General features: G+C 60.7%; 21 protein-coding genes. 7 read left to right on the forward strand and 14 right to left on the reverse strand.

Annotated features, from left to right (window positions below):
- From rplN to rpsS, 7 genes are all read right to left on the reverse strand, one after another.
- Nucleotides 1-372, reverse strand: coding sequence for a 50S ribosomal protein L14 (gene rplN / locus OP10G_RS18605; protein WP_025228928.1), 372 nt, complete (start codon nt 370-372; stop codon nt 1-3).
- 122 nt (nt 373-494) lie between these two features.
- Nucleotides 495-791: a 30S ribosomal protein S17 gene (gene rpsQ / locus OP10G_RS18610; RefSeq protein ID WP_025228927.1), complete on the reverse strand. Its 297-nt coding sequence runs from the start codon at nt 789-791 to the stop codon at nt 495-497.
- Nucleotides 791-997 (reverse strand): 50S ribosomal protein L29, encoded by a 207-nt coding sequence (gene rpmC, locus OP10G_RS18615; protein ID WP_025228926.1) that lies wholly within the window; start codon nt 995-997, stop codon nt 791-793. The genes rpsQ and rpmC overlap by 1 nt, the downstream gene beginning before the upstream one ends.
- A 19-nt stretch (nt 998-1,016) precedes the next feature.
- The gene (rplP, locus tag OP10G_RS18620; RefSeq protein ID WP_025228925.1) at nt 1,017-1,493 is read right to left on the reverse strand and encodes a 50S ribosomal protein L16; all 477 of its coding nucleotides are present in this window, start codon (nt 1,491-1,493) and stop codon (nt 1,017-1,019) included.
- Nucleotides 1,493-2,281, reverse strand: coding sequence for a 30S ribosomal protein S3 (gene rpsC, locus OP10G_RS18625; RefSeq protein WP_025228924.1), 789 nt, complete (start codon nt 2,279-2,281; stop codon nt 1,493-1,495). Before rpsC ends, rplP begins: the two co-directional genes overlap by 1 nt.
- A 6-nt stretch (nt 2,282-2,287) precedes the next feature.
- On the reverse strand, nt 2,288-2,929 hold the full coding sequence (gene rplV, locus OP10G_RS27750) for a 50S ribosomal protein L22 (RefSeq protein ID WP_025228923.1): 642 nt from the start codon (nt 2,927-2,929) through the stop codon (nt 2,288-2,290).
- A 77-nt stretch (nt 2,930-3,006) separates the two neighbouring features.
- Nucleotides 3,007-3,294 (reverse strand): 30S ribosomal protein S19, encoded by a 288-nt coding sequence (gene rpsS, locus OP10G_RS18635; RefSeq protein WP_025228922.1) that lies wholly within the window; start codon nt 3,292-3,294, stop codon nt 3,007-3,009.
- 260 nt (nt 3,295-3,554) lie between these two features.
- Here rpsS and OP10G_RS18640 point away from each other — a divergent pair, with 260 nt between their 5' ends.
- Nucleotides 3,555-4,595 (forward strand): M42 family metallopeptidase, encoded by a 1,041-nt coding sequence (locus tag OP10G_RS18640; protein ID WP_025228921.1) that lies wholly within the window; start codon nt 3,555-3,557, stop codon nt 4,593-4,595.
- A 141-nt stretch (nt 4,596-4,736) separates the two neighbouring features.
- Here OP10G_RS18640 and OP10G_RS18645 read toward each other — a convergent pair whose 3' ends face one another.
- Together OP10G_RS18645 and OP10G_RS18650 are read right to left on the reverse strand one after the other, a co-directional pair.
- Entirely contained in the window at nt 4,737-5,024 is a 288-nt protein-coding gene (locus OP10G_RS18645; RefSeq protein ID WP_025228920.1) for a sll1863 family stress response protein, read from the reverse strand.
- A 49-nt stretch (nt 5,025-5,073) separates the two neighbouring features.
- Nucleotides 5,074-5,985, reverse strand: coding sequence for a hypothetical protein (locus tag OP10G_RS18650; RefSeq protein WP_025228919.1), 912 nt, complete (start codon nt 5,983-5,985; stop codon nt 5,074-5,076).
- 93 nt (nt 5,986-6,078) lie between these two features.
- On the opposite strand from OP10G_RS18650, the gene OP10G_RS18655 reads away from it, so the two are divergent.
- Nucleotides 6,079-6,558 carry a TFIIB-type zinc ribbon-containing protein gene (locus tag OP10G_RS18655; RefSeq protein WP_038473373.1) on the forward strand — a complete coding sequence of 160 codons (480 nt, stop codon included), beginning with the start codon at nt 6,079-6,081 and terminating at the stop codon, nt 6,556-6,558.
- Nucleotides 6,559-6,672: 114 nt separating this feature from the next.
- Here the strand turns inward: OP10G_RS18655 and OP10G_RS18660 are convergent, their stop codons facing one another.
- The 3 genes from OP10G_RS18660 to proS form a co-directional block, all read right to left on the reverse strand.
- Complete coding sequence (locus OP10G_RS18660; RefSeq protein ID WP_025228917.1) at nt 6,673-8,079, reverse strand: DUF4139 domain-containing protein; 1,407 nt, start codon at nt 8,077-8,079, stop codon at nt 6,673-6,675.
- 138 nt (nt 8,080-8,217) lie between these two features.
- The gene (locus OP10G_RS18665; protein ID WP_025228916.1) at nt 8,218-9,588 is read right to left on the reverse strand and encodes an ethanolamine ammonia-lyase subunit EutB; all 1,371 of its coding nucleotides are present in this window, start codon (nt 9,586-9,588) and stop codon (nt 8,218-8,220) included.
- An 80-nt stretch (nt 9,589-9,668) separates the two neighbouring features.
- On the reverse strand, nt 9,669-11,171 hold the full coding sequence (proS, locus tag OP10G_RS18670) for a proline--tRNA ligase (protein ID WP_025228915.1): 1,503 nt from the start codon (nt 11,169-11,171) through the stop codon (nt 9,669-9,671).
- 73 nt (nt 11,172-11,244) lie between these two features.
- Between proS and OP10G_RS18675 the strand changes: the two genes are divergently transcribed.
- Nucleotides 11,245-15,363 carry a PAS domain S-box protein gene (locus OP10G_RS18675; protein WP_025228914.1) on the forward strand — a complete coding sequence of 1,373 codons (4,119 nt, stop codon included), beginning with the start codon at nt 11,245-11,247 and terminating at the stop codon, nt 15,361-15,363.
- Here the strand turns inward: OP10G_RS18675 and corA are convergent.
- Nucleotides 15,341-16,321: a magnesium/cobalt transporter CorA gene (corA, locus tag OP10G_RS18680; protein WP_025228913.1), complete on the reverse strand. Its 981-nt coding sequence runs from the start codon at nt 16,319-16,321 to the stop codon at nt 15,341-15,343. The two genes, OP10G_RS18675 and corA, sit on opposite strands and share 23 nt — an antisense overlap.
- A gap of 2 nt (nt 16,322-16,323) precedes the next feature.
- Entirely contained in the window at nt 16,324-16,899 is a 576-nt protein-coding gene (locus OP10G_RS18685; RefSeq protein WP_025228912.1) for an NUDIX domain-containing protein, read from the reverse strand.
- A 50-nt stretch (nt 16,900-16,949) separates the two neighbouring features.
- Here OP10G_RS18685 and OP10G_RS18690 point away from each other — a divergent pair, with 50 nt between their 5' ends.
- The 4 genes from OP10G_RS18690 (at nt 16,950) to OP10G_RS18705 (ending at nt 20,656) form a co-directional block, all read left to right on the forward strand.
- A complete protein-coding gene (locus OP10G_RS18690; protein ID WP_025228911.1) occupies nt 16,950-17,213 on the forward strand; it encodes a DUF3303 domain-containing protein in 264 nt (87 codons plus the stop codon).
- 31 nt (nt 17,214-17,244) lie between these two features.
- A complete protein-coding gene (locus OP10G_RS25020) occupies nt 17,245-18,177 on the forward strand; it encodes an extracellular catalytic domain type 1 short-chain-length polyhydroxyalkanoate depolymerase (protein WP_025228910.1) in 933 nt (310 codons plus the stop codon).
- 141 nt (nt 18,178-18,318) lie between these two features.
- Nucleotides 18,319-19,551 carry a DEAD/DEAH box helicase gene (locus OP10G_RS18700; protein ID WP_025228909.1) on the forward strand — a complete coding sequence of 411 codons (1,233 nt, stop codon included), beginning with the start codon at nt 18,319-18,321 and terminating at the stop codon, nt 19,549-19,551.
- Nucleotides 19,552-19,675: 124 nt separating this feature from the next.
- Nucleotides 19,676-20,656 (forward strand): SDR family oxidoreductase, encoded by a 981-nt coding sequence (locus tag OP10G_RS18705; protein WP_025228908.1) that lies wholly within the window; start codon nt 19,676-19,678, stop codon nt 20,654-20,656.
- The last annotated feature ends 84 nt before the right edge of the window (nt 20,657-20,740 follow it).

The raw sequence follows: 20,740 nt of genomic DNA on the forward strand, positions 1-20,740 counted from the left end.
TTAAAGAACCTCCGGCGCGAGCGATACGATCTTCATGAAGTTCGCTTCGCGAAGCTCGCGGGCGACCGGGCCGAAGATGCGCGTGCCGCGCGGCTCCTGGTTGGCGGGATTGATGACCACGCAGGCGTTGTCATCGAATCGGAGCGTTGAGCCATCGACTCGGCGCACGGCGCGCTTGGTGCGCACGATGACCGCCTTGATGACGTCGCCCTTCTTGACGGGCATATTCGGCGTAGCAGCCTTGACCGAGGCGACAATGACGTCACCCACGCGGCCATAGCGGGGCTGCGAGCCCTTCAGAACGCGAATACACATTACGTCGCGCGCTCCGGAGTTGTCGGCCACTTTGAGCCGCGTAAATTGCTGAATCATTAACTTGCTTCCTTACTTCAGAGGCCAGTCCGGCTTTTTGCCGGGTTAGGCGTGGGGCCATTGCTGGAATGCTAGATTGCTAGATTGCTGGATTGAAATCAAGCAATCGAGCAATCCAGCAATTACTTAACTTTCTCTACGATGCGGGTGACGCGCCAGCACTTGTCGCGGCTGATCGGGCGGGTCTCCATGATTTCCACTCGGTCGCCCACGTCGCAGCCGATCTCGTCGTGCGCCTTGAACTTCTTGGAGCGGAGAACGACCTTGCCGTACAGCGGGTGCTGCACGCGTCGCTCGATGTTGACCACGACCGTCTTCTGCATCTTGTTGGAATAGACGATCCCCTCTCGGACCTTTCGGCGTCCGCGCGCTTCGGCGGCCGGAGTCGGCGTCGTCGTATCCGTGTTTTGCTCTGCCATTAGGCGTTTCCTCGCTTCTTCTCGGCGATCAAGGTCATGATCCGGGCGATGTTGTGTCGCCGGGTCTTCAGGCTCGCCGTATCGGTAATGCGGCGGAACACGAGATCGCGGCGAGCCCGGTAAAGGCTGGCCTGCTCCTCGCGGACGAGCGCTTCCAGTTCCGGCACGCTCTTATCCCGCAGCTCAGTAGTCTTCGTATCTTTCATATTTCTTTCGCTCCGAGGACTACTCGGACGCGACCTCCTCGGTAGCGTCAGCGGCGGCGTGCGCGGGCTGAACGGCCTGGAAGTCTCGCTTGGTCATGAACTTACACTTGATCGGCAGCTTGAAGATGGCAAGTCGCATTGCTTCCTTCGCCACTTCCTCGGCCGGCCCCGCCATCTCGAACAGAACGCGGCCCGGCTTGATGACGGCCACCCATCCTTCGACCGGAGCCTTACCCTTACCCATTCGGGTTTCGAGCGGTTTCTTCGTGTAGCTCTTGTCCGGGAAGATCCGGATCCAAACTTGTCCGCCACGCTTGATGTGGCGGGTCATGGCGATACGAGCGGCCTCGATCTGCCGGGAGGTGATCCACGCCGGCTCCATCGCGACGATCGCGTACTCGCCGAAGGAGATGCGGTTCCCTTGGGTCGCGCGTCCCTTCATGCGGCCGCGATGCATCTTGCGGCGGCCTTCTTTAACTCTCTTGGGCATCAACATTAGGCGTTCTCTCCGGTTTGGGTAGCGCCGAATGCCGAGGGGGCCTCGCCTCCGTCGCGCTTATCGCGACGCTCGCGGCGCGGCGGTCGGTCGTCCCGGCCTTCGCGATTCTCGCGGGCTTGGTCCATCTCACGCAGGCGGCGCTCCGGGAGCACCTCGCCCTTGTAGATCCAGACCTTGCAGCCGACGGAGCCGTAGACGGTGTGGGCGGTCGCCTGACCGTAGTCGATGTCGGCGCGAATCGTGTGAAGCGGGATCTTGCCCGTCTTGTCACCCTCGCGGCGAGCGATTTCCGAGCCGCCGAGGCGACCGGAGACCTGCACCTTGATACCGCGGCCGTTCATTCGCATCACGCGGGTCATCGCCTGGCGCATGGCGCGGCGATGGGAGATGCGCTTCTCGAGCTGGACGCAGATGTTCTCGGCGACGAGCTGAGCATCGAGCTCCGGCTGGCGAACTTCGGTGACGTTGACCTGGACGACCATGGTTGGGTCCTCCCGTCGAACCTTGCGGTTCAGCGTATCGGTCAGCTCGTCGATTCCCTTGCCGCCGCGGCCGATGATTGCGCCTGGGCGAGCGGTGAAGATCGTGACCTTGATGCGGTTGGCCGCACGCTCGATCTCGACGCGGCTCACGTTGCCGAGGCCGGTTCTCCGCTTGATGAAGTTTCGAATCTCATGGTCCTGCAACAGGGCGGGGCCATACCCCTTTTTGTTGTAGTACCACTGACTGTCGAAGCCGCGGATGACTCCGACGCGAAAACCTACGGGATGGATCTTCTGTCCCATGTGTGGTTACTGCGCTCCTTTATCGTCGTCCGAGGCTGCGGCCCCGTCGGTCTCGGCGCTCTCGGGAGCGCTCGTCGTCTCTTCGGCCACCGGAGTGGCGCTGCCGCCCTCTTCGGGGGCTTCGCTCGCCGCGACCGGAGTTGCTTCGGCCACGGTCGGCGCGACTTCTTCCACGTCGGTGTCGGTCGTTTCGTTCGGCGTTACCGGCTCGGGGGCCGGAGCGGCTTTAGCGGCGGCTCCGCGTCGCGCCTTGGGGGCGGCGAACGTCGGTCGCGGCTTAGCCTTGGTGCCGTGCGGCTTAACCGCCGGCTCGGCGTCGAACTCTTCGACGACTACGGTAATGTGGCTCGTCTTCTTGATGATCCGGTTGCCTCGGCCCATAGCGCGGGCTCGAAGCCGCTTCAGGCGAGGACCCTCATCGATAAAGATGGTGGCGATCCGAAGGCCATCGGCCGGGAGCTGGTGATTCTCCTGCGCGTTTCCGATTGCCGAGATCAGCACTTTGCGAAGCGCCTTGGCGCTCTTGCTCGGGTGATATCGCAGAAGGCCGGCGGCATGCAGGGCCGTCTTGCCGCGGATCTCGTCCGCGATGATGCGGACCTTGCGCGGCTGCACCCTTACGTATTTTGCGGTTGCTCTAACTTCCATCGTTCTTTTTGCCTCGTGGCGGCCGCGCTTGATGCGAAAGCCGCTTATTTTACCTGCCGGTATGCAGGTGGGGAGGGTTAGCGGAGTCGGGTCCCCCTCTCGGCAAGGCCGCCGGCGTGACCCTTGAACGTGCGAGTCGGAGCGAATTCACCCAGCTTGTGGCCGATCATGTTTTCGGTCACGAAAACCGGAACATGCTTGCGCCCGTCGTGGACTGCGAATGTGTGCCCGATCATGTCCGGAATGATCGTGGACCGGCGACTCCAGGTCTTGATGAGCCGCTTTTCGTCCTTGGCATTGAGATCGTTCACCTTTTTGATTAGGTGATCGTCTACGAAATAACCTTTCTTTAAACTTCTTGCCATATATCTCCGTTGTTAACGCTGAGCACGAAGCCGCGCGCAAGTTAATCGGGCGCTCACGAAAATTTGTCACCAAACTTCGCGGGCAGGAGATTCTACCCAGTCCATGGTTGACGAATCTAGGGGCTATCCCGCGCCGGACCGCCGGTCTCCAGACCGGCCTCCCCAACGACTGGTGTACCTTCGGTACACCGGATCATCGGCGAGGGCGCCGACGCTACGCGCTTCGCGTCATTGACGGATGAACGGGTAAAACCGCCCGCGTGAATATCGATCTACTTCAGGAATTAACCGAGGCCCATGGAGTTTCGGGACGCGAAGATGCCATCCGAGAGATCGTCCGTCGCGAGCTCGGGCCGCTTGGCGAGCTTTCGTCCGACTCCATGGGGAACGTGATCTGCGTGAAGCGGGGAAGCGGAGGCGGAAAAAAGGTGATGATCGCCGCCCACATGGACGAGATCGGATTCTGCGTGAAGTTTATTGATGACAAAGGATTCGTTCGGCTTCAGACCCTTGGTGGCTGGGACCCGCGCCAAATGAATGCCCAGCGGGTGATCGTCGGCACGAAAGACGGGCCGCTGCGGGGCGTGCTGATGTATTCCTCTAAGCCCGCGCACTTGTTAACCGAAGGGGAGAAGAAGGGTCAGAATCACGACGAGTTCTTCGTCGACCTCGGCCTCTCCGGCGAAGAGGCGAAAGCGAAGGTCCGGATCGGCGACCCGGTAACAATGGATCGTGGCTTCTTCCAGCTTGGGAATCTCCTGACCTGCAAGACGATGGACGACCGCGTCGGGGTGTTCGTGATGATCGAGGCGATCAAGGCGCTCGGCGCTCACGAAGTCGACGTTTATGCAGTCGCCACCGTTCAGGAGGAGGTCGGCCTTCGGGGCGCGGCGGCGGCGGGCTGGTCGGTGCAGCCGGACATCGCCATCGCCCTGGATATCACCCTCGCCAACGACATTCCCGGCTTACCCGAGCAGGACCAGATAACTCGGCTTGGCCAGGGCGCCGCGATCAAGGTCATGGACAGCTCTCTGATCTGCCACCCCAAGGTGGTCGACCACTTCCGTGATGTCGCGGAAGCAAAGGGAATCAAGTACCAGTTGGAAGTGCTGTCCCGTGGCGGCACCGACGCCGGCGCCATCCAACGCCTCCACGGCGGCATCCCCAGCTTCACCTTGAGCATCCCGACCCGCTACGTCCACACCGTCAACGAGACGGTCCACGGCGAAGACGTCCAAGCCTGCATCGACCTCCTCGCCTGCTACTTGGAAGACGCGCATTCGCGGGAGTATGGGTATTGAGGCGTTGAGGCGTTGAGGCGTTGAGGCGTTGAGGCGTTGAGGCGTTGAGGCGTTGAGGCGTTGAGGCGTTGAGGCGTTGAGGCGTTGAGGCGTTGCCAGCTTGCTGCTTTACCCTTTTCCAACGCCCAACGCCTAGCACCCTCAGTGAAACGTCCTCGCCGCCACCGAAGCAATATCTTTTAGTTCGAACCAGAGTTTTTCGGCTTCGTGTTTGACGCTGTCCCATGCGTCGTCGGGGTGGGATTCCATTTGGTTTACTCGGGCTCGCAGGTCGCGCTGACGGTTGCGGAGTTGGTCGACGCGTTGGTAGCGGTATTGGCGGATGCCTGCGCTCTGATGGTTGGCTTCTTCCTGAAGCGTTTCGATCTGGCGCTCGAGGTTGTCGTCCTCAGAACGGATACGGGTGATCATTTCCTCTCGGTGCGTCATGGTCGCTTTTCTCCTGACATCAACGACTTCCGCCGTCCGAGAGCGGTTCCTATGGTCCAGGCTGATCGCGAAGAAAGGCGAGGGCGTTCGAGAAAAGCTCCCGCTGGCTCATGCCGAAAACGGTTTCAAGCGCGGCCTCTACTCGCCCCTGACGGCGGACCGTACGTCGCAGATTCCAGGCGACGGACTCGTTGGCGACCTCACGTAGCAGACGTCCGAGACGTGCCTCGTTTCCCAGAGAAGCCATGTACCGGCCGATCCATCCGGCTTGCTGGTAAGCCAGCCACACTTCGTCTCTCCCTTCCTCGTCGTCGGTTCGCCCCTCGATCGCAAGCTCCAGGTCGTCTGCCTGCCGCCAGGGCGAGATTCCGTCGCGAAAGTCTCGCCAGGTCTCTTCGTCGAACCGCTGCTCGACCAAGACCGAAAGCGCCTCTTCTAGCCACCGGCTGCAATATCCGTCGGCCAGATTCTCAGAAATGACGTGCGCGTATTCGTGAGCGACCGCCTGCGAAAACTCCTCAGGGTCGTCGACCAGATAGTTGGGGAGGCAGATCTTGGCGTATGGCTCCTTGTGCACGCAGTAGCCATATGGGTGCGAGGCCCAAGGGGCGTCGGTCTCTTCGGCGAGGATGGAGAACAAGGTTTGCTCCGAATGGATCCACCCCAACCGACGGGCGACTTCGTCGCAGGCTTTCTCGATCCGGTTCGCCAACTCCTCTCGGAGGTCGAGCACTTCAAGCGGGACGAATTCAAACTTGAGCCAATCGTTCACGTCGACGCGCTGGCTCTTTTGCCGAGTGATCGTCTCCGCCTCGATGACCCGGTACCAGCGTAAATAGCCGCCGGCTTCGCCGATCCCGAAATCGCGGATTTCCGCATAGGCGGCTTCCAACCGGTCGCAGTGGTAATGCTCCAGCGCGGCGTCCCAGTGAGACGAGTCCTCGATGTGAGGGTTAGACAAGCGACCGGGTCTCCCGATTTTTCCAAATGGTTGAGGTACCGAACGTCATGGTCTTCGCAACGCCCTCATTGTCACCGCATAATGTTATGCAATATGGCCCGGATTTGCCCTGACTGTAACGTGCCCCTCGAGGCGAGAGAGTTCCAAGGAGTTACGATCGACGCCTGCTCAAAGTGCGCTGGGATCTTCTTCGATGAAGGCGAGGTCGGACGGATCAAGGCCCAGGGTCTGGCCGCCTTCGATGCCCTCGAGGATGCGGTGGTGCCGACTATCGACGTCGAGGCGATCGCCGACCGCCCTCGCGCCTGTCCGAGCTGCGGCACCACGATGGATAAGTTCCGGTACATGTATAGCTCCAAGCTGATGCTCGACGAGTGCGAGCGCTGCGGCGGGATCTGGGTGCAAGATGGCGAGCTGCGCCACATGCGCCAGGTACTCCAAGAGCAAGGCTTGCAACGCCCGGCGGTCTCCATTGCCCAAGGCAAGAAAGCCGATCGCCCCGCCTCCGGCTACGCCGACCGAATGCGCAAAGTCCACCAGTTCATCCTGTCCGTCGGCGGAAGAGCGGCCTGAGGCGTTGAGGCGTTGAGGCGTTGAGGCGTTGAGGCGTTGAGGCGTTGAGGCGTTGAGGCGTTGTTTAGCTTTTGGGCATTACCTTATTCCCAACGCCTAACGCCTAGCGCCCTTCTACCACTTCGTCTCCACCGTGTAGGTGACCTTCCGAACCTCGTTCGGTTTGAGCGTGACCTTGAAGACCATCGCTTCGGCGGAGGCCTTGGCGAAATCCATGTTCTTGGCAAGGACGCGCCAGTCGCCGTAGTGGCGCTCGATCACTTCGACCGTTTCCGTGGTCTCCTTCCGGTTGCGTAGCTCGATTTCGAACGACTCTTGGACCGCGCGGTCGCTGATGCGGGTGAAGTTCGTTCGCTTCCGGCTTGCCACGACGTCGAACGCCCGGCCCACCACCAGCGAGACGGTTTCGTCGCGCGGAGTGTGATCGATGTTGTCTTCACCCAGGAGTTGCACGGAGCCGGCTTGATCGCGCTGATAGATGCGCACCCGTCCGCGGGGAAGGGGAATCCCCAGGTCGTTCGTCTTCTTGTTTTCGAACTCGATCCGGACCTGCGGTTTGATGTCACCGGTTCCGATTTCCCCTTCGCCCGGGTAGTACCGGCCGAAGTTCATCGAGGCGTCCACGATCATTCGCTTCTGGACGGTGACGTTCGACGATTCGAGCAGCGAGATCTGCTTGGTCTCCCGGTTTCGCACCGTTGCCGGTCGTTGGAGCGTGTACAGGTGGTATTCGAAGAGCCCTTCTTCCTGGAAGTTCGCGTCTCGCCCCCCACCCCGAGGACCGGCCATCTTTAGCATGGCAACGTCCGGCCCGGCGGTGGGAGCTCGGTTGACGTCTCCCGCAAGCAGCTTCAGCTTCGCATTCTCGAAGGTGGCGCCGCACTGGTTGTTGATCGTCACCCAGCCTTGCAAGGCAGCCTTTCCGAGGCCGTCCAAGGTGAGAACGTAGTCGCTGTTCCAGCTAATGCCGTTGGTGATATAGCTGAGCTCGACCGTGTTTTCGCCCGCCATCGCGGACTCGAGGTCCCAAACCAGGGTTGGCCGGCTGATGAGCCCGTTCGGCACCGATTTCACCTCGATCTCGCCGATCGGGTCGAGGACGATACGACCGTCGTCGGTGCGGATGACCATGCCGTTATAGGTTTGCTGGTTACCGCCGCCGGGAACTCCCACCACCGCCGTCGGCGCGCTGATCAGGGTTCCTTCGAGAACGTCGCGTTGGTTGGCGATGGTGCGGATAAAGCGCACCTTCTGACCGACCGACTTGTTGAGAATCGCCATCGGCGAGATCAGGTCGTACTGGTAGTTCTGCTCCAGCACCCGGAACGATCCCTTACTGCTGATGCTTTGAACGCTCACGCTGCTCGGATCGATCATCGCGGCGACGTCTTCGACGGCGACGTTCTGACGACCTGCGCCAAGTTTCATGACGCGGGTCTCTTTGACGAGCCCCATCCCCTGGTTGTAAACCGTAACCTCGGTAAGGCTCGGTGCGGTAGCCATAACCGCGGCGGCAATCATGCCTAACATCTTGAAGCACTCCTTCGCATTTGCATGACTCTAAGTGCCGCTTTCAGGTCTAGGAGTTCAAATCGAGTTTAGATTGTCCGTCAGAGTTGTAAACGAGGCGTCCTACGGGCAACGAGTCTTGCTGAAACTCTAGCCTCGTGGCAGGGCGCTCGCCCATTCGCCAATCGCTAGCCGTAAATTGTCGATCCCGGTGGGCTCTCCTAGCTCGTCAAGTAAGCCTTGCCGCTGAAGCCAAGCTTCGAATTCCGGCGCGGGACGCCGCTTCGATAGGCGGCGAACCATCAATGCGTCGTGATACGAGGTGCTCTGGTAACCGAGCATTACATCGTCGCTCCCCGGCACCGCCATCACGTAGTTCACGCCAGACAGCGCAAGAAGCATCAAGAGAGAATCCATGTCGTCCGGATCGGCTTCGGCGTGGTTGGTGTAGCAGACATCCACCCCCATGGGTAGACCGAGCAGCTTGCCGCAGAAGTGATCCTCCAGCCCTGCCCTCAGAATCTGCTTGCCGTCGTATAGATACTCCGGCCCGATGAATCCCACGACCGTGTTCACGAGGAAAGGATCGAACGCCCGGGCGACGCCGTAGGCGCGACACTCGACGGTTTGCTGGTCGATACCGTGGTGAGCGTTTGCGGAGAGCGCGCTCCCCTGGCCGGTCTCGAAGTACATCGTTTGGTTTCCCACGGTCCCTCGATTCAGCCCTTGGGACGCTTCCTTCGCCTCGCTCAGCATGGAAAGGGTAATCCCAAAGCCCTTATTCGTGGCCTCCGTGCCGCCGATCGATTGGAAAATCAAGTCGACCGGAGCTCCCGCCTCCATCGCGCGAAGCTGGGTGGTGACGTGCGAGAGAACACAGCTTTGGGTAGGGATTTCGAGGCGCGAACGGACGTCGTCCAAGAGCTTCAGCAGGGTGATCGTCGATTCGACGGAATCTCCCGCCGGATTGATTCCGATGACCGCGTCGCCGCAACCGAAGTAGAGGCCGGTGAGTGTGCTGGCGAGGACGCCGCGGGGATCGTCGGTCGGGTGGTTCGGCTGGAGACGCGTCGAGAACCTACCCGGAAGGCCGACCGTCGTGCGAAAGCGCGAGACCACTGGCAGGCGCTGGGCCGCCAAGATCAATTCGCCATTCCGCATCAGCTTGCTAACGGCGGCCGCCATCTCCGGCGTCACGCCGGAACGGATGACGCCGATGTCCTTGGCGAGGACGTTCTCCCTGAATTCTCCAACCGTTTGAGAGCGGATCCCGGCGAAAGACTGGTCGCTGTGGGTCCGGTGGATGAGGTCGGTGACGTCGTCCTCCACCAGCGGTTCGTCTAGGAAAGCTTGAAGTGGAACATCCGCTAAGGCGATTTGAGCCGCCGCCCGTTCCGCCTCGCTGGCCGCCGCGATCCCGGCCAACTCGTCGCCCGACCGCCGCGGGGTCGCTTTGGCGAGCAACTCCCGAAGCGAGTCAAACCGAAAAGAAGTCGAACCGATAGCGGCACGGTACGGCATGCAGCACAGTATGAGCCAGCACCCATCGGAAGGCGGAAGGCGGAAGGCGGAAGGCTGCCGGCCTGGAGGCCGGCCCCTCATCAGTACGATTTTGCGAAGAGAACTCGCCGGGCGCTCGGTTTGCCTGACTTCACGCAAACTCCGGGCTGGTCGTCGCTCGGATCGAGAGCGGTGAGCGGGATGCAGCGGATTGTCGCCTTGGTTTGCTCGGAGATCGCCTTTTCGGTTTCGGTCGTTCCGTCCCAATGCGCCAATACGAAGCCGGCTCCGCCTTCCCCGGCGAAGGTCGACTCGAACTCCTCCCACGTGTCCACCCGTTTGGTGTTCGCTTCGCGCATTTCGAGCGCTCGCTGGAAGAGCGACTTTTGAATCTCATCCATTAGGCCGGCGACATGCGCGGTCACGTCGCCTAGCGGCAGCGTCGTCTTTTCACCGGTGTCCCGGCGGGCGACGATGACGGTGCCCGAATCGAGATCACGAGGGCCGACTTCCACTCGTACCGGCACGCCGCGCAACTCCCAGTAGTTGTATTTGAACCCAGGCGACTCCTTCTCCCGCTTATCGACCTTTACTCGCAGGCCCAGTTTCTTCAACTCGGCGGCAAGCGTGTCCGAAGCGCCGAATGTTCGTTCGCGCGTCTCTTCGTCCCGTCCCATCGGAACGATCACGACCTGGATCGGCGCGAGCTTGGGTGGACAGACGAGCCCCTTGTCGTCGGAGTGCGCCATGATGAGCGTTCCGACGAGGCGGGTCGAGACGCCCCAACTGGTGGCATAAACGTAGTCGAGCTGGTTCTCTTTGTTGACGAACTTGACGTCGAACGCTTTTGCGAACGCCTGACCGAGGTGGTGAGAGGTTCCGGCCTGAATCGCCCGCAGATCCTGCGTCATCGCTTCCATCGTGTATGTGTGGTCGGCGCCGGCGAACTTTTCGTTTTCGCTCTTGACCCCCTTGATGACAGGCACCGCCATCCACTCCTCAACGAAGCGGCCATAGCATTCGTGGAGGATCGTAAGCGCTTCCTGCTCCGCTTCCTCGTGGGTCGCGTGGGCGGTGTGACCCTCCTGCCAAAGGAACTCGGCGGTGCGGAGGAACAGCTTGGTGCGCAGCTCCCACCGGACAACGTTCGCCCACTGGTTGATCAGCAGAGGAAGGTCGCGGTAGCTCTGGATCCAGTCCTTGTAGGTGTTCCAGATGATCGTCTCACTGGTAGGACGAACGATCAGCTCCTCGGTGAGCTTAGCCTCGGGATCGGGGATCAGGCCGGGGCCGTTCGGATTCGGTTTCAGCCGGTGGTGAGTCACGACGGCGCATTCTTTGGCGAATCCTTCCACGTGCTCCGCTTCTTTCTCGAAAAAGCTCTTAGGTATGAAAAGCGGGAAGTAGGCGTTGACGTGACCGGTCTCTTTGAACAGGTCGTCCAAAGCGCGTTGCATAAGCTCCCACAGCGCGTACCCGTGCGGCTTGATGACCATGCACCCGCGCACGGCGGAGTGGTCGGCGAGGTCTGCCTTAAGGACGAGCTGGTTGTACCACTCGCCATAGTTTTCGCTGCGGGAAGGGATACCGTGGTTGCTGCTCACAGATGGGCAGTTTGACACACCATGGGCTCCAGCCCCTTGCGTTTAAAGGAGGACTGACCGAAGATAACCCGAGATGGCTGTGTCCGAACGTCCTGCAGGTCCAAACCCTTGGGTACCCCCTGACGATACCGCCGAATATCGCCGCCTTTCCCTCGTCGCCGAGCAGACGGGCCATTCCGTAATTATTCAGGATGTCGAAGGGCATATCGCTTGGGTCAACCAAGCCTTCACGGAGACGACCGGGTACACAAGAGAAGAGGTGGTGGGCCGCACCCTCGCGGAGATCCTCGACGGTCCCGAAACGAGTGTCGATGTGGTTCAAGCGATCGGCGAGGCCGTGGCCGCTCGCGTGCCTTTCAAAGGCGAGATCGTCAACTATAAGAAGGACCGCACCCCGTACTGGTGCACGCTTGCGATCAATCCGATTTTTGACGGAGAGCTCTATTCCGGAACGATCACCCTTCAGGCCGACATCACCGCGCGTAAGCAACTCGAGCTAGAGCTCGAACAGAGCGAGCAGCGGAGCCGGCTGATCCTCGAGAATATTCGCGAGGTCGTCTTCGAAGTTGACCGAAACGGATGCTGGTCGTATCTAAATCGAGCGTGGCAAGAATTGACCGGCCACTCGGTTCTGAGGTCGATCGGGAGACCGGTCCTCGAATTTTTGCACCCGGAAGACGCGCCTAAGCTTCGCGGCCTAATCCTAGAAATGAGCCGGACGCGAAAGCCGGTCTCAGGGGTGACCTTGCGTTGCCTTCACCGGTTGGGAGACTTCCGTTGGGTCGACATCTCCTGTCGTCGAAGCCCGGATGAGAACAGCCGCGTCGAGGTGTTCGGCACCCTTCGCGACGTTACGGAGGCTCACAACTCCCTTCGCGCGTTGAAGGACGAGCGCGATTTTAGCGAAGCGATCCTCCACACCGCGGGCAGTCTGGTCGTCGTTCTTCAAAGAGATGGGCGAATTATTCGCTTCAATCAGGAGTGCGAGAGGGTCACCGGATACCGGTTCGACGAGGTCGCGGGCCACCAATTCCACGAGCTCTTTATTCCGGAAGAAGACCGCGGAAGGGTCGACCGGGCGCTCAAAAGCCTTTCGGAAGGAAAGTTCGAGCCGCAGGTGGAAAACACCTGGCTCTCTCGCGATGGCGAGCTGAAGCGAATCCGTTGGTCGAACAACGTCATTAACGACGAAGAGGGAAACGTCCAATACCTGATCTCGATCGGGCAGGACATTTCGGAGAGCCTTCGAAAAGAGCAGCGTCTGCGCGAGAGCGAAGCCCGCCTCGAAGAATCTCAGCGGTTGGCGAAGATCGGTTCATGGGAGGTGGACATCGCTTCCGGCCGGGTGACTTGGAGCAAAAACATGTATCGGGTCCTTGGGATGGACCCTTCCCAGGGCGAGCCCACGCTCGAAGTGTTTCACACGCTCCTCCATCCGGCGGATGAAGACGGCTTTAGGGCCATCGGTAGATGCCTGGCGGAGACCGGCGAGCCGTTCGACACGATCGTTCGGATGCGCGTTCCGAACGGAGAGCTTTACATGCGATCGATCGGACGAGCGGTCCGAGATGACTCCGGCAAGATCGTCCAACTCGTCGGCTCGGCTCAGGATGTTACGGAGGCGAAGCTCGCGGAGATGGCGTTGGAACGGAGCCAGGAGTTTCTCGTGGAGGCTCAGCGTCTGGCGCGTCTCGGAAGCTGGGAGATCGGTATCGTCGACCACACCGTCAGTTGGAGCGCCCAGACCTATGCGCTCTTCGAGCGCGATCGGTCCCTCGGCGAGCCGACCTTCGAGGAATTTTTAAGGTTGCTTTCGGTCAGCTCAAAGGCCCGGGCAAAGAAAGCGTTTTTCGATGTTAGAAATGGGAAACAGGTCGATATGGAGATCGAGTTCACCCCCGCCAACGGCTCCACGAGACATTTTCGGGTCTTAGGGAGACCGAACTGGGAGGGCGGAAAGGTAATCGGGATCCTTGGCGCGATCCAGGACATCACCGAGCAAAAGCTAGCGGCGAAACAACTCGCGACTCAGCGCGAATTCTTGCGAAGCGTCATCGATACGGACCCCAACTTCATCTTCGTCAAAAACTGGGACGGAGCTTTCTTACTCGCCAATAAGTCGCTCGCCGCCGCCTACGGCACGACGCCCGAAGAGATCATCGGTAAGACCGACGCCGACTACAATCCACACGCGGACGAGGTTGCGGGGTTCCTTGCCATGGACCGGATGGTCATCGAAACCGGCCTCGAGCAGCAATCGTTCGAGGAGCGGCTTTCTTCGGCCAACGGAGATCGATGGCTTCAGACTGTCAAGCGTCCCATCATCGACCCGGAGACCGGCGAACGGCAAATGCTCGGCATCTGCGCGGACATTACCGAGCGCGTAACGAATCAGCACGAATTGGTCGCTGCCCGAGAGGCGGCGCTAGAGAGTTCCCGCCTCAAGTCGGAGTTCCTGGCGAACATGAGCCATGAGATCCGTACCCCGATGAACGGCGTCATCGGGATGGCCGACCTGCTCCTCGATACGACCTTGGACGCCGGCCAGCGCGACCTGAGTCGGACCATTCGGGATAGCGCGGAAAGCCTTCTCACGATCCTGAACGATATTCTCGACTTCTCCAAAATCGAAGCGGGGAAGATGTCGCTGGAGTCGCTGCCGGTGGATCTGGCCGACGTTGTCGAACGGGTAGCCGTGAGCTTCGCCGTTCGTGCTGAAGAAAAGGGGCTCGGGTTCGAGATCGACATCGATTGGCGGCACTCTTGGACCTATGCGACCGATCCCGTCAGGCTTCGCCAGGTTCTGACCAACCTCGTCGGCAACGCAGTCAAGTTCACCGACGAGGGGAAGGTCACGGTATCGCTCCGAATGGAAAGCGGCAAGCCGCGTATCATGGTGTCCGACACCGGAATCGGCATCCCGGTCGATCGGCAGGCAGCGGTCTTCGGGGCATTTACCCAGGCCGACGGCTCTACTACCCGCAAGCACGGAGGAGCCGGCCTCGGCCTGTCGATCGCTCGCCAACTGGCCCAACTGCTCGGAGGCTCCCTCGGCCTGCAAAGTGAGCCCGGCAAAGGAAGCTGCTTCTGGCTGGACCTAGATGTTCCGCACGTTGAATGCGTGGAGGAAGAGCGGCGCCTTCTTGGACGTCGAATCGCGGTAGTCAGCGGCGATCCGGACCTCGTCGTATTTGCCCAGGGTGCTTTGCTGAGCCTCGGCGCGGCTGTGGTTCCGGTCGAGAGGGATTACGACGCCGTCTTGTTCGATGCGCGGAATGCGGAAGCGGAAAACCCGCAGGGCCGCATCGTCGCCCTTGTAAAGCGCGGCTCACGGATTCCTGCCGGCATTTCGGAGGCGATTTTTGAACCGCTCACTCGTCGAGGAATCATCGACGCCGTATCCCGAGCGTTTGCACAACGGATTCCGCAGGAGCGCTTGCCGGACGAAACAATCCGCTCGGCCCGGGTGCTCTTGGTGGAGGACAATTCCGTAAACCAGCAGGTGGCGGTACGTCAACTTGAAAGAGAGGGATTAATCGTCCAGATCGCGTCGACGGGAGTCGAAGCGGTTGCGTACACTGGGGAAACCGATTTCGACATGGTCCTCATGGACATCCAAATGCCCTTGATGGACGGCCTCGAGGCGACGAGACGGATCCGCGAACGAGACGACGCCACCGGCAGGCATTTGCCGATCGTCGCGATGACCGCCCACGCCATGGTCGGAGATCGGGAACGATGTCTCGAAGCCGGGATGGACGACTATTTAAGTAAGCCGTTGCGAAGGGAAGAATTGCAAGAAAAGATAGCCGCGTGGATCGATGTCTCTGATTCCGATGGGGTTGCGCGCCTCGATCAGGAATACATTCTCTCCGTATTCGGAGAGGACAGCGCCTTTCTTGCCGAGGTCCTTAACACCTTCGTCGAGTCGACCGACAAACTGCTGGACGACTTGCGCGCCTGCGTTGCGAAAGAGGACCTTACCGGCGTCAAGCACATCGCCCATACGCTGAAGGGGAGCAGCCGGTCGATCGGCGCGACCGCCTTCGCCGACATCTGCGAGCGCGCCGAGCGGGCGACGACTGCTACCGCGACGCCGGAGGTGGCCGCCCGCATCCTCCGCGACGGCCCGCGACTGCTTGCAACCTGCCGCACCCGGATTCGTCGCGTCAAAGCCAGCGAATCTTCCTAAAAATGAGCAGCGTGACCGCCGCCGAAGCGACCATTAGTCCAATCGCGAACGGATAGCCGTATCGCCAATGCAGCTCGGGCATCTTATCGAAGTTCATGCCGTAGATTCCGGCAATTAAGGCGGCGGTCATAAGAACCGTCGATAGGATCGTCATCTTCTTCATGACGTTGTTCAGGTTGTTCGAGACGGTGGAGAGGTGTACGTCGAGCACCGAGGTTAGGGCGTCCCGGTTTGAGTCGATTAGCTCCGCTAATCGGAGCGCGTGGTCGTACACGTCCTGGAAGTAAATCTTTGAATCGGCGGGCACTTGGGTGAAATCGCGTCGCAAAAGGCTGTTCATCACGTCCCGGGTGGGGGTGATGGCCCGCCGAAGGCCGAGCAGCGACCGCTTCAACCGCATGATGTTCGGAAGCTGGGTAGCGTCGCCGTCGAAGATCTTCTCGGTAAGGTCGTCCGTCATCTCCTCGATTTCGTCGAGGATCGGGAAGTAAGAATCGACGGCGGCGTCCAAGAGCGCGTGCATCAAGAATGCTGGGTGATCTCCGATGCGGTCGGGGTGGTCCTCCCAACGGTGAAACCAGTCGTCCACGACCTCCAGGTCTGCCCGAGCCACGGTAACCAACGAGTGGTCGCGAAGGAAGAACGCGAGCTCGGCGAAATCGATGTCCGTGGTCTTGGCCTGAACAGGCACGCCAACACTGAGAAAGACCGATGGACCGAATTCTTGAAGCGCGGGTCTCTCCGTTTCGTTTAGCGCATCTTCAACCGCCAAGGGGTGGAATTTGAGTCGCTCGATAAGGAACTTCCGGGCGTCGTCCTGATCCTCCCATCGAATGTGGAGCCAGACGAGGCGCGACCCGTCCATAACCGCCGAGATGGCCTGTTCCACGTCCAGCGGCTCGCACTTTTGCTCGCTCAATACCGCGGCTCGAATGGCCAGAGATCCGTTCTGCTCCAATCTTAAGTTCCTTGCGAGCTGCTTTTCCAGCGCCAATGCATCAAGGCGATCTGGGTCTTGGCGTCCCGTATCTCCCCCCGGTCGAGCATTTCGAATGCCTCCTCGATCGCGATCGAAACCAGTTCCACATCTTCGTGCTCGTCCACTCCACCTCCCTCGCCGACCGGCTCTTCGCCCGAGACGTCCGCAAAGTACAGGTCGACTCGCTCCGAGAGAGCTCCTGGCGAGCCGTACATCACTCCCAGTGGCTCGAGCGACCGGACGCGGTAGCCGATCTCCTCTTCGACCTCTCGCCGGGCCGATTCTTCGGCGCTCTCTCCTTCGTCGATCACCCCGGCGACGATCTCGACGAGCCAGGGCTCCTCGTGTCGGATCATCGGCGGGCGAAGCTGGCGGACGAAGAGAAAGTTCTCATCTTTGCGAACGAGGGCTCCGACCGCGTCCCCTCGTTCGATTACCTCACGCTTGATCGGCTCGCTCATCGAGCCGTCACGAGCCTCGTATCGAAGCTCGATAACATCGAGCTTGCAAAACCCGTCGTAAACCCTTCGCCGGCCGATTAAGTCGATTCGTCTCAATATGATCCCCTTGCAAAGCAGCCTAACACAGTCGGGACATACTTCTTTCTATGCTGATTATGGTGATCGAAACTTTCAAGGCCGGGCTGAAGCCGGTCGGCGAACGGTTCGCGCGCAGCGGCCGGATGCTCCCAGACAATGTTTCTTATATCGCCAGTTGGATGGAGTCTTCGGGAGCCCGATGCTTTCAGATCATGGAAGCTCCCAACGTGAAGGCGTTGACTCCCTGGCTCGATTTTTGGGGCGACATCGTCGAGTTTGAAGTCGTGCCGGTTCAGACGTCGGCCGACTTCTGGGCGGCTCGAAAAGGGTAACGTCCGCCCGGTTCCAACGTAAGATAGTTTCGTGCGTGGACGTCTCGGCTTAATTCTTCTGGCGGTTGCCTTATCCAGCTTCGGCTGTTCGCAAACCTCGCTCCCCAAATCGACCGCGCTGCCGAGTAAAGCGCCGGGGAGGTACTCGGAAACATTGCCCTCCGATGGGGTGACCCGGCACTATATCCTTCGGGTCCCCCGAGCGTACGACGCCACCCGGCGGCTTCCGCTCGTCGTGTTGCTTCACGGGTGGACCGGGTCCGCCCAGACCTTCGAGGCGTATAGCCGCATGGCCGAAAAGGGGGAAAAGGAAGGGTTCATTCTGGTAACACCCGACGGTTTGGGCCAGCCGCAGGGCTGGAACGTCGGCTTCCTCGATCTGAGCGGCAAGCATGCCGACGACGTGGGATTCGTCGGACACGTGATCGACCAAGTCGAGACCGAAGTCGGAGTCGATCCGGACCGCGTCTACGTCGCCGGATTCTCGAACGGAGCAATGCTGGCGCATCTGGCCGGCGCGCGCCTTTCCGATCGAATCGCGGCGATAGGCGCCGTTGCCGGCACGGTGGGTCTGCCGAACGCCGACGGCCAGAAGGCAATTCCAGCGCCGGCATCTCCGGTTTCGGCGATGTTGATCCACGGCAAGAAGGATTCGATGGTCGCTTACGACAAGAGCGCTTCCGCCCTTCTCGCTGGTATCGGCGCGGAAGAGTCGGCTCAATGGTGGGCCGGTCAAGACGGCTGCGCCAAAACTCCGTGCCAGACGATGTCGGCCAACGGAAACGTCGCCACGGAGACTTTTTCCGGTGGCCGCCTAGGCGCGGAAGTCATTCTCGTCTCCATCGCCAACGGAGTCCACGCCTGGCCCGGCGGCCTCACGCGCCCCGGCCACGAGTCCACACCCGACGTTGACGCCGCCGATCTTCTTTGGCAGTTCTTTAAGAGCCATCCGAAGAGGAGGTAAATGGGCGTTTGGCGCTAAGGCATTGGGCGGTGTTAAGGTGGCGCTTTACCATCCGCCTAGCGCCCAATGCCCCAGCGCCAAACGCCTTATCTTAATTTGGCGTCATAATAAAAAGCCCTGCGCATTATCGCAGGCTTACTAATGACCGCCAAGACAACCGAATCCACAACTTCCTTTGCAGACCTGGGCCTTTCCGCCCGCACTCTAACTGCCGTCACCCGCGAAGGATTCACTCAACCGACCCCCATTCAGCAAGCAGCCATCCCCGCCGGACTTTCCGGCCGAGATGTCATCGGCATCGCTCAGACCGGCACGGGTAAGACCCTTGCCTTCGGTCTTCCGATGCTGGAGCGTGTGCTGAACGACGGCGTGGGTCTCGTTCTCGCGCCGACGCGCGAGTTAGCACTGCAAATTGAAGAGACGCTCCGACGCGTCGGCTCTAGCTTTGGCATCCGCACTGCCGTGCTGATCGGCGGCGCCCCTATGGGCCGCCAGATCTCCCTGCTTCGTAGCCGCCCGCACGTGATCATTGCCACGCCGGGCCGCCTTCTGGATCACTTGACTCAGAACACCATCCGGCTCGACCAAGTGTCGGTCGCCGTATTGGACGAAGCGGATCGGATGCTCGATATGGGATTCCTCCCCGCGATCCGCAAGATTCTTCTTCGGGTTCCGGCGAAGCGCCAGACGATGCTGTTCTCGGCGACGATGCCGCCCGAGATCGCGAAGCTCGCCAACGAGTTTCAACAGAATGCGATTCGAGTGGAGGTCGCCCCCGCGGGTACCACCGCGGAACTCGTCGATCAAGAGCTGCACCTTGTTCCGCAGATCGACAAGCTGAGTTTCCTTGAGAAGCTGCTCGGAGATAACTCCGGCACGATCCTCGTCTTCGCTCGAACCCGACACGGCGCCAAGAAGGTTGCCAAACAGGTTCGGCTCATGGGGCACTCCGCCGCGGAGCTTCACTCCGACCGGACTCTGGCCCAGCGAAAGGCGGCTCTCGAGGGGTTCAAACACGGGACCTATCGAGTGCTCGTGGCGACGGACATCGCTGCCCGAGGCATCGATGTCAAGCAGATCTCGGTGGTCGTAAACTTCGACCTTCCGGACCAGCCGGAGGATTACATCCACCGTATCGGCCGAACGGGTCGAGCCGGTGAGACTGGGCGAGCGATTACGATCGCGACTCCGGAGCAGGTCGGAGAGGTTCGGCGCATCGAGCGCCTGATCGGCCGGCATCTCCTCCCCTCCTCGGTCCGCCCGGCCGAATCGGCCCATGGCCACTTCGGCGCCAACCGCGGCCCGTCCAACCGCTTCCCGCGCCCGCGCGCGCCTCAGGCGCAGCGCCGCACGCCGCAAACTGCCAGGCGATAAGTAGTGTCGGCATCCCTGCCGGCATCTTCTCCCGTGTCCCCCCGGCATCCTGCCGGGCTGGGCTATCGCTTGGAAGCCGGTGCCACGAAAGAAGATGCCGCCACTACGGGGGTAAAACGTTCGCATGCGCGTTCTCTTCATCGGCGGCACGGGGATCATCTCCTCGGCCTGCTCTCCGCTTGCGATTGAATCGGGGATCGACCTCTATCTTTTGAATCGAGGCCAATCGCACCGCGGAGTGCCGGTGGGGGCGAAGGTACTGCATGGAGACATTCGCGACCGCGCCTCCGTGGAAAGCGCCATCGGCGACATGAAGTTCGACGCCGTGGTGAACTGGATCGCCTTCACGACCGATCACATCCAGCAAGACCTCGACGTGTTTCGCGGGCGCACCGGCCAGTACGTCTTTATCTCCTCCGCCAGCGCCTACCAGACCCCGCCTTCGAGTCTCCCGGTCACCGAATCGACGGTGCTCGACAACCCCTACTGGCAGTACTCCCGAAACAAGATCGCCTGCGAAGAGATGCTGGTGCGAGCTTATCGGGACGAGAAGTTTCCCACCACTATCGTCCGTCCATCCCACACGTACGACCGGACCCTCCTGCCGTTCGATCATGGTTGGACGGTCGTCGACCGGATGAGACGCGGCAAGCCGGTTGTAGTTCATGGCGACGGTACGTCGCTCTGGGTCCTTACTCACCACCGAGATTTCGCCGCCGCTTTCGTGCCTATGCTTGGGAATCCGCATACGATCGGCGACGCATTCCACATCACAAGCGACGAGTGGCTGAGCTGGAACCAGATCTACGACCAGGTCGCCGAAGCGGCCGGTACGAAGGCCGAGATGGTCCATATCTCGTCCGACACGATCAACGCCGTCGATCCCGGCTGGGGCGCCGGTCTGCTGGGCGACAAAGCGAACAGCATGGTCTTCGATAACACGAAGATCAAGCGTATCGCCCCAAACTGGTCGGCGAATATCCCGTTCCGCCGAGGCGCGGAGGAGATTCTTGCCTGGTTCGAAGAAGACCCCTCCCGGCAGAAGGTGAATGCCCAGCAGGACGCCCTCGAAGACCAACTGATCGAGTGGGCACAGAGGCAATAGTCCGTCCTAAGTAGAGCGGCACGGGCTCATTTCCGGGATTCCTGCCTGCGGAACAGGGGCCCGTCCGTTGCGAACTCCGAGGCG

It is taken from the genome of Fimbriimonas ginsengisoli Gsoil 348 (assembly GCF_000724625.1).
GTDB classification, from domain to species: domain Bacteria; phylum Armatimonadota; class Fimbriimonadia; order Fimbriimonadales; family Fimbriimonadaceae; genus Fimbriimonas; species Fimbriimonas ginsengisoli.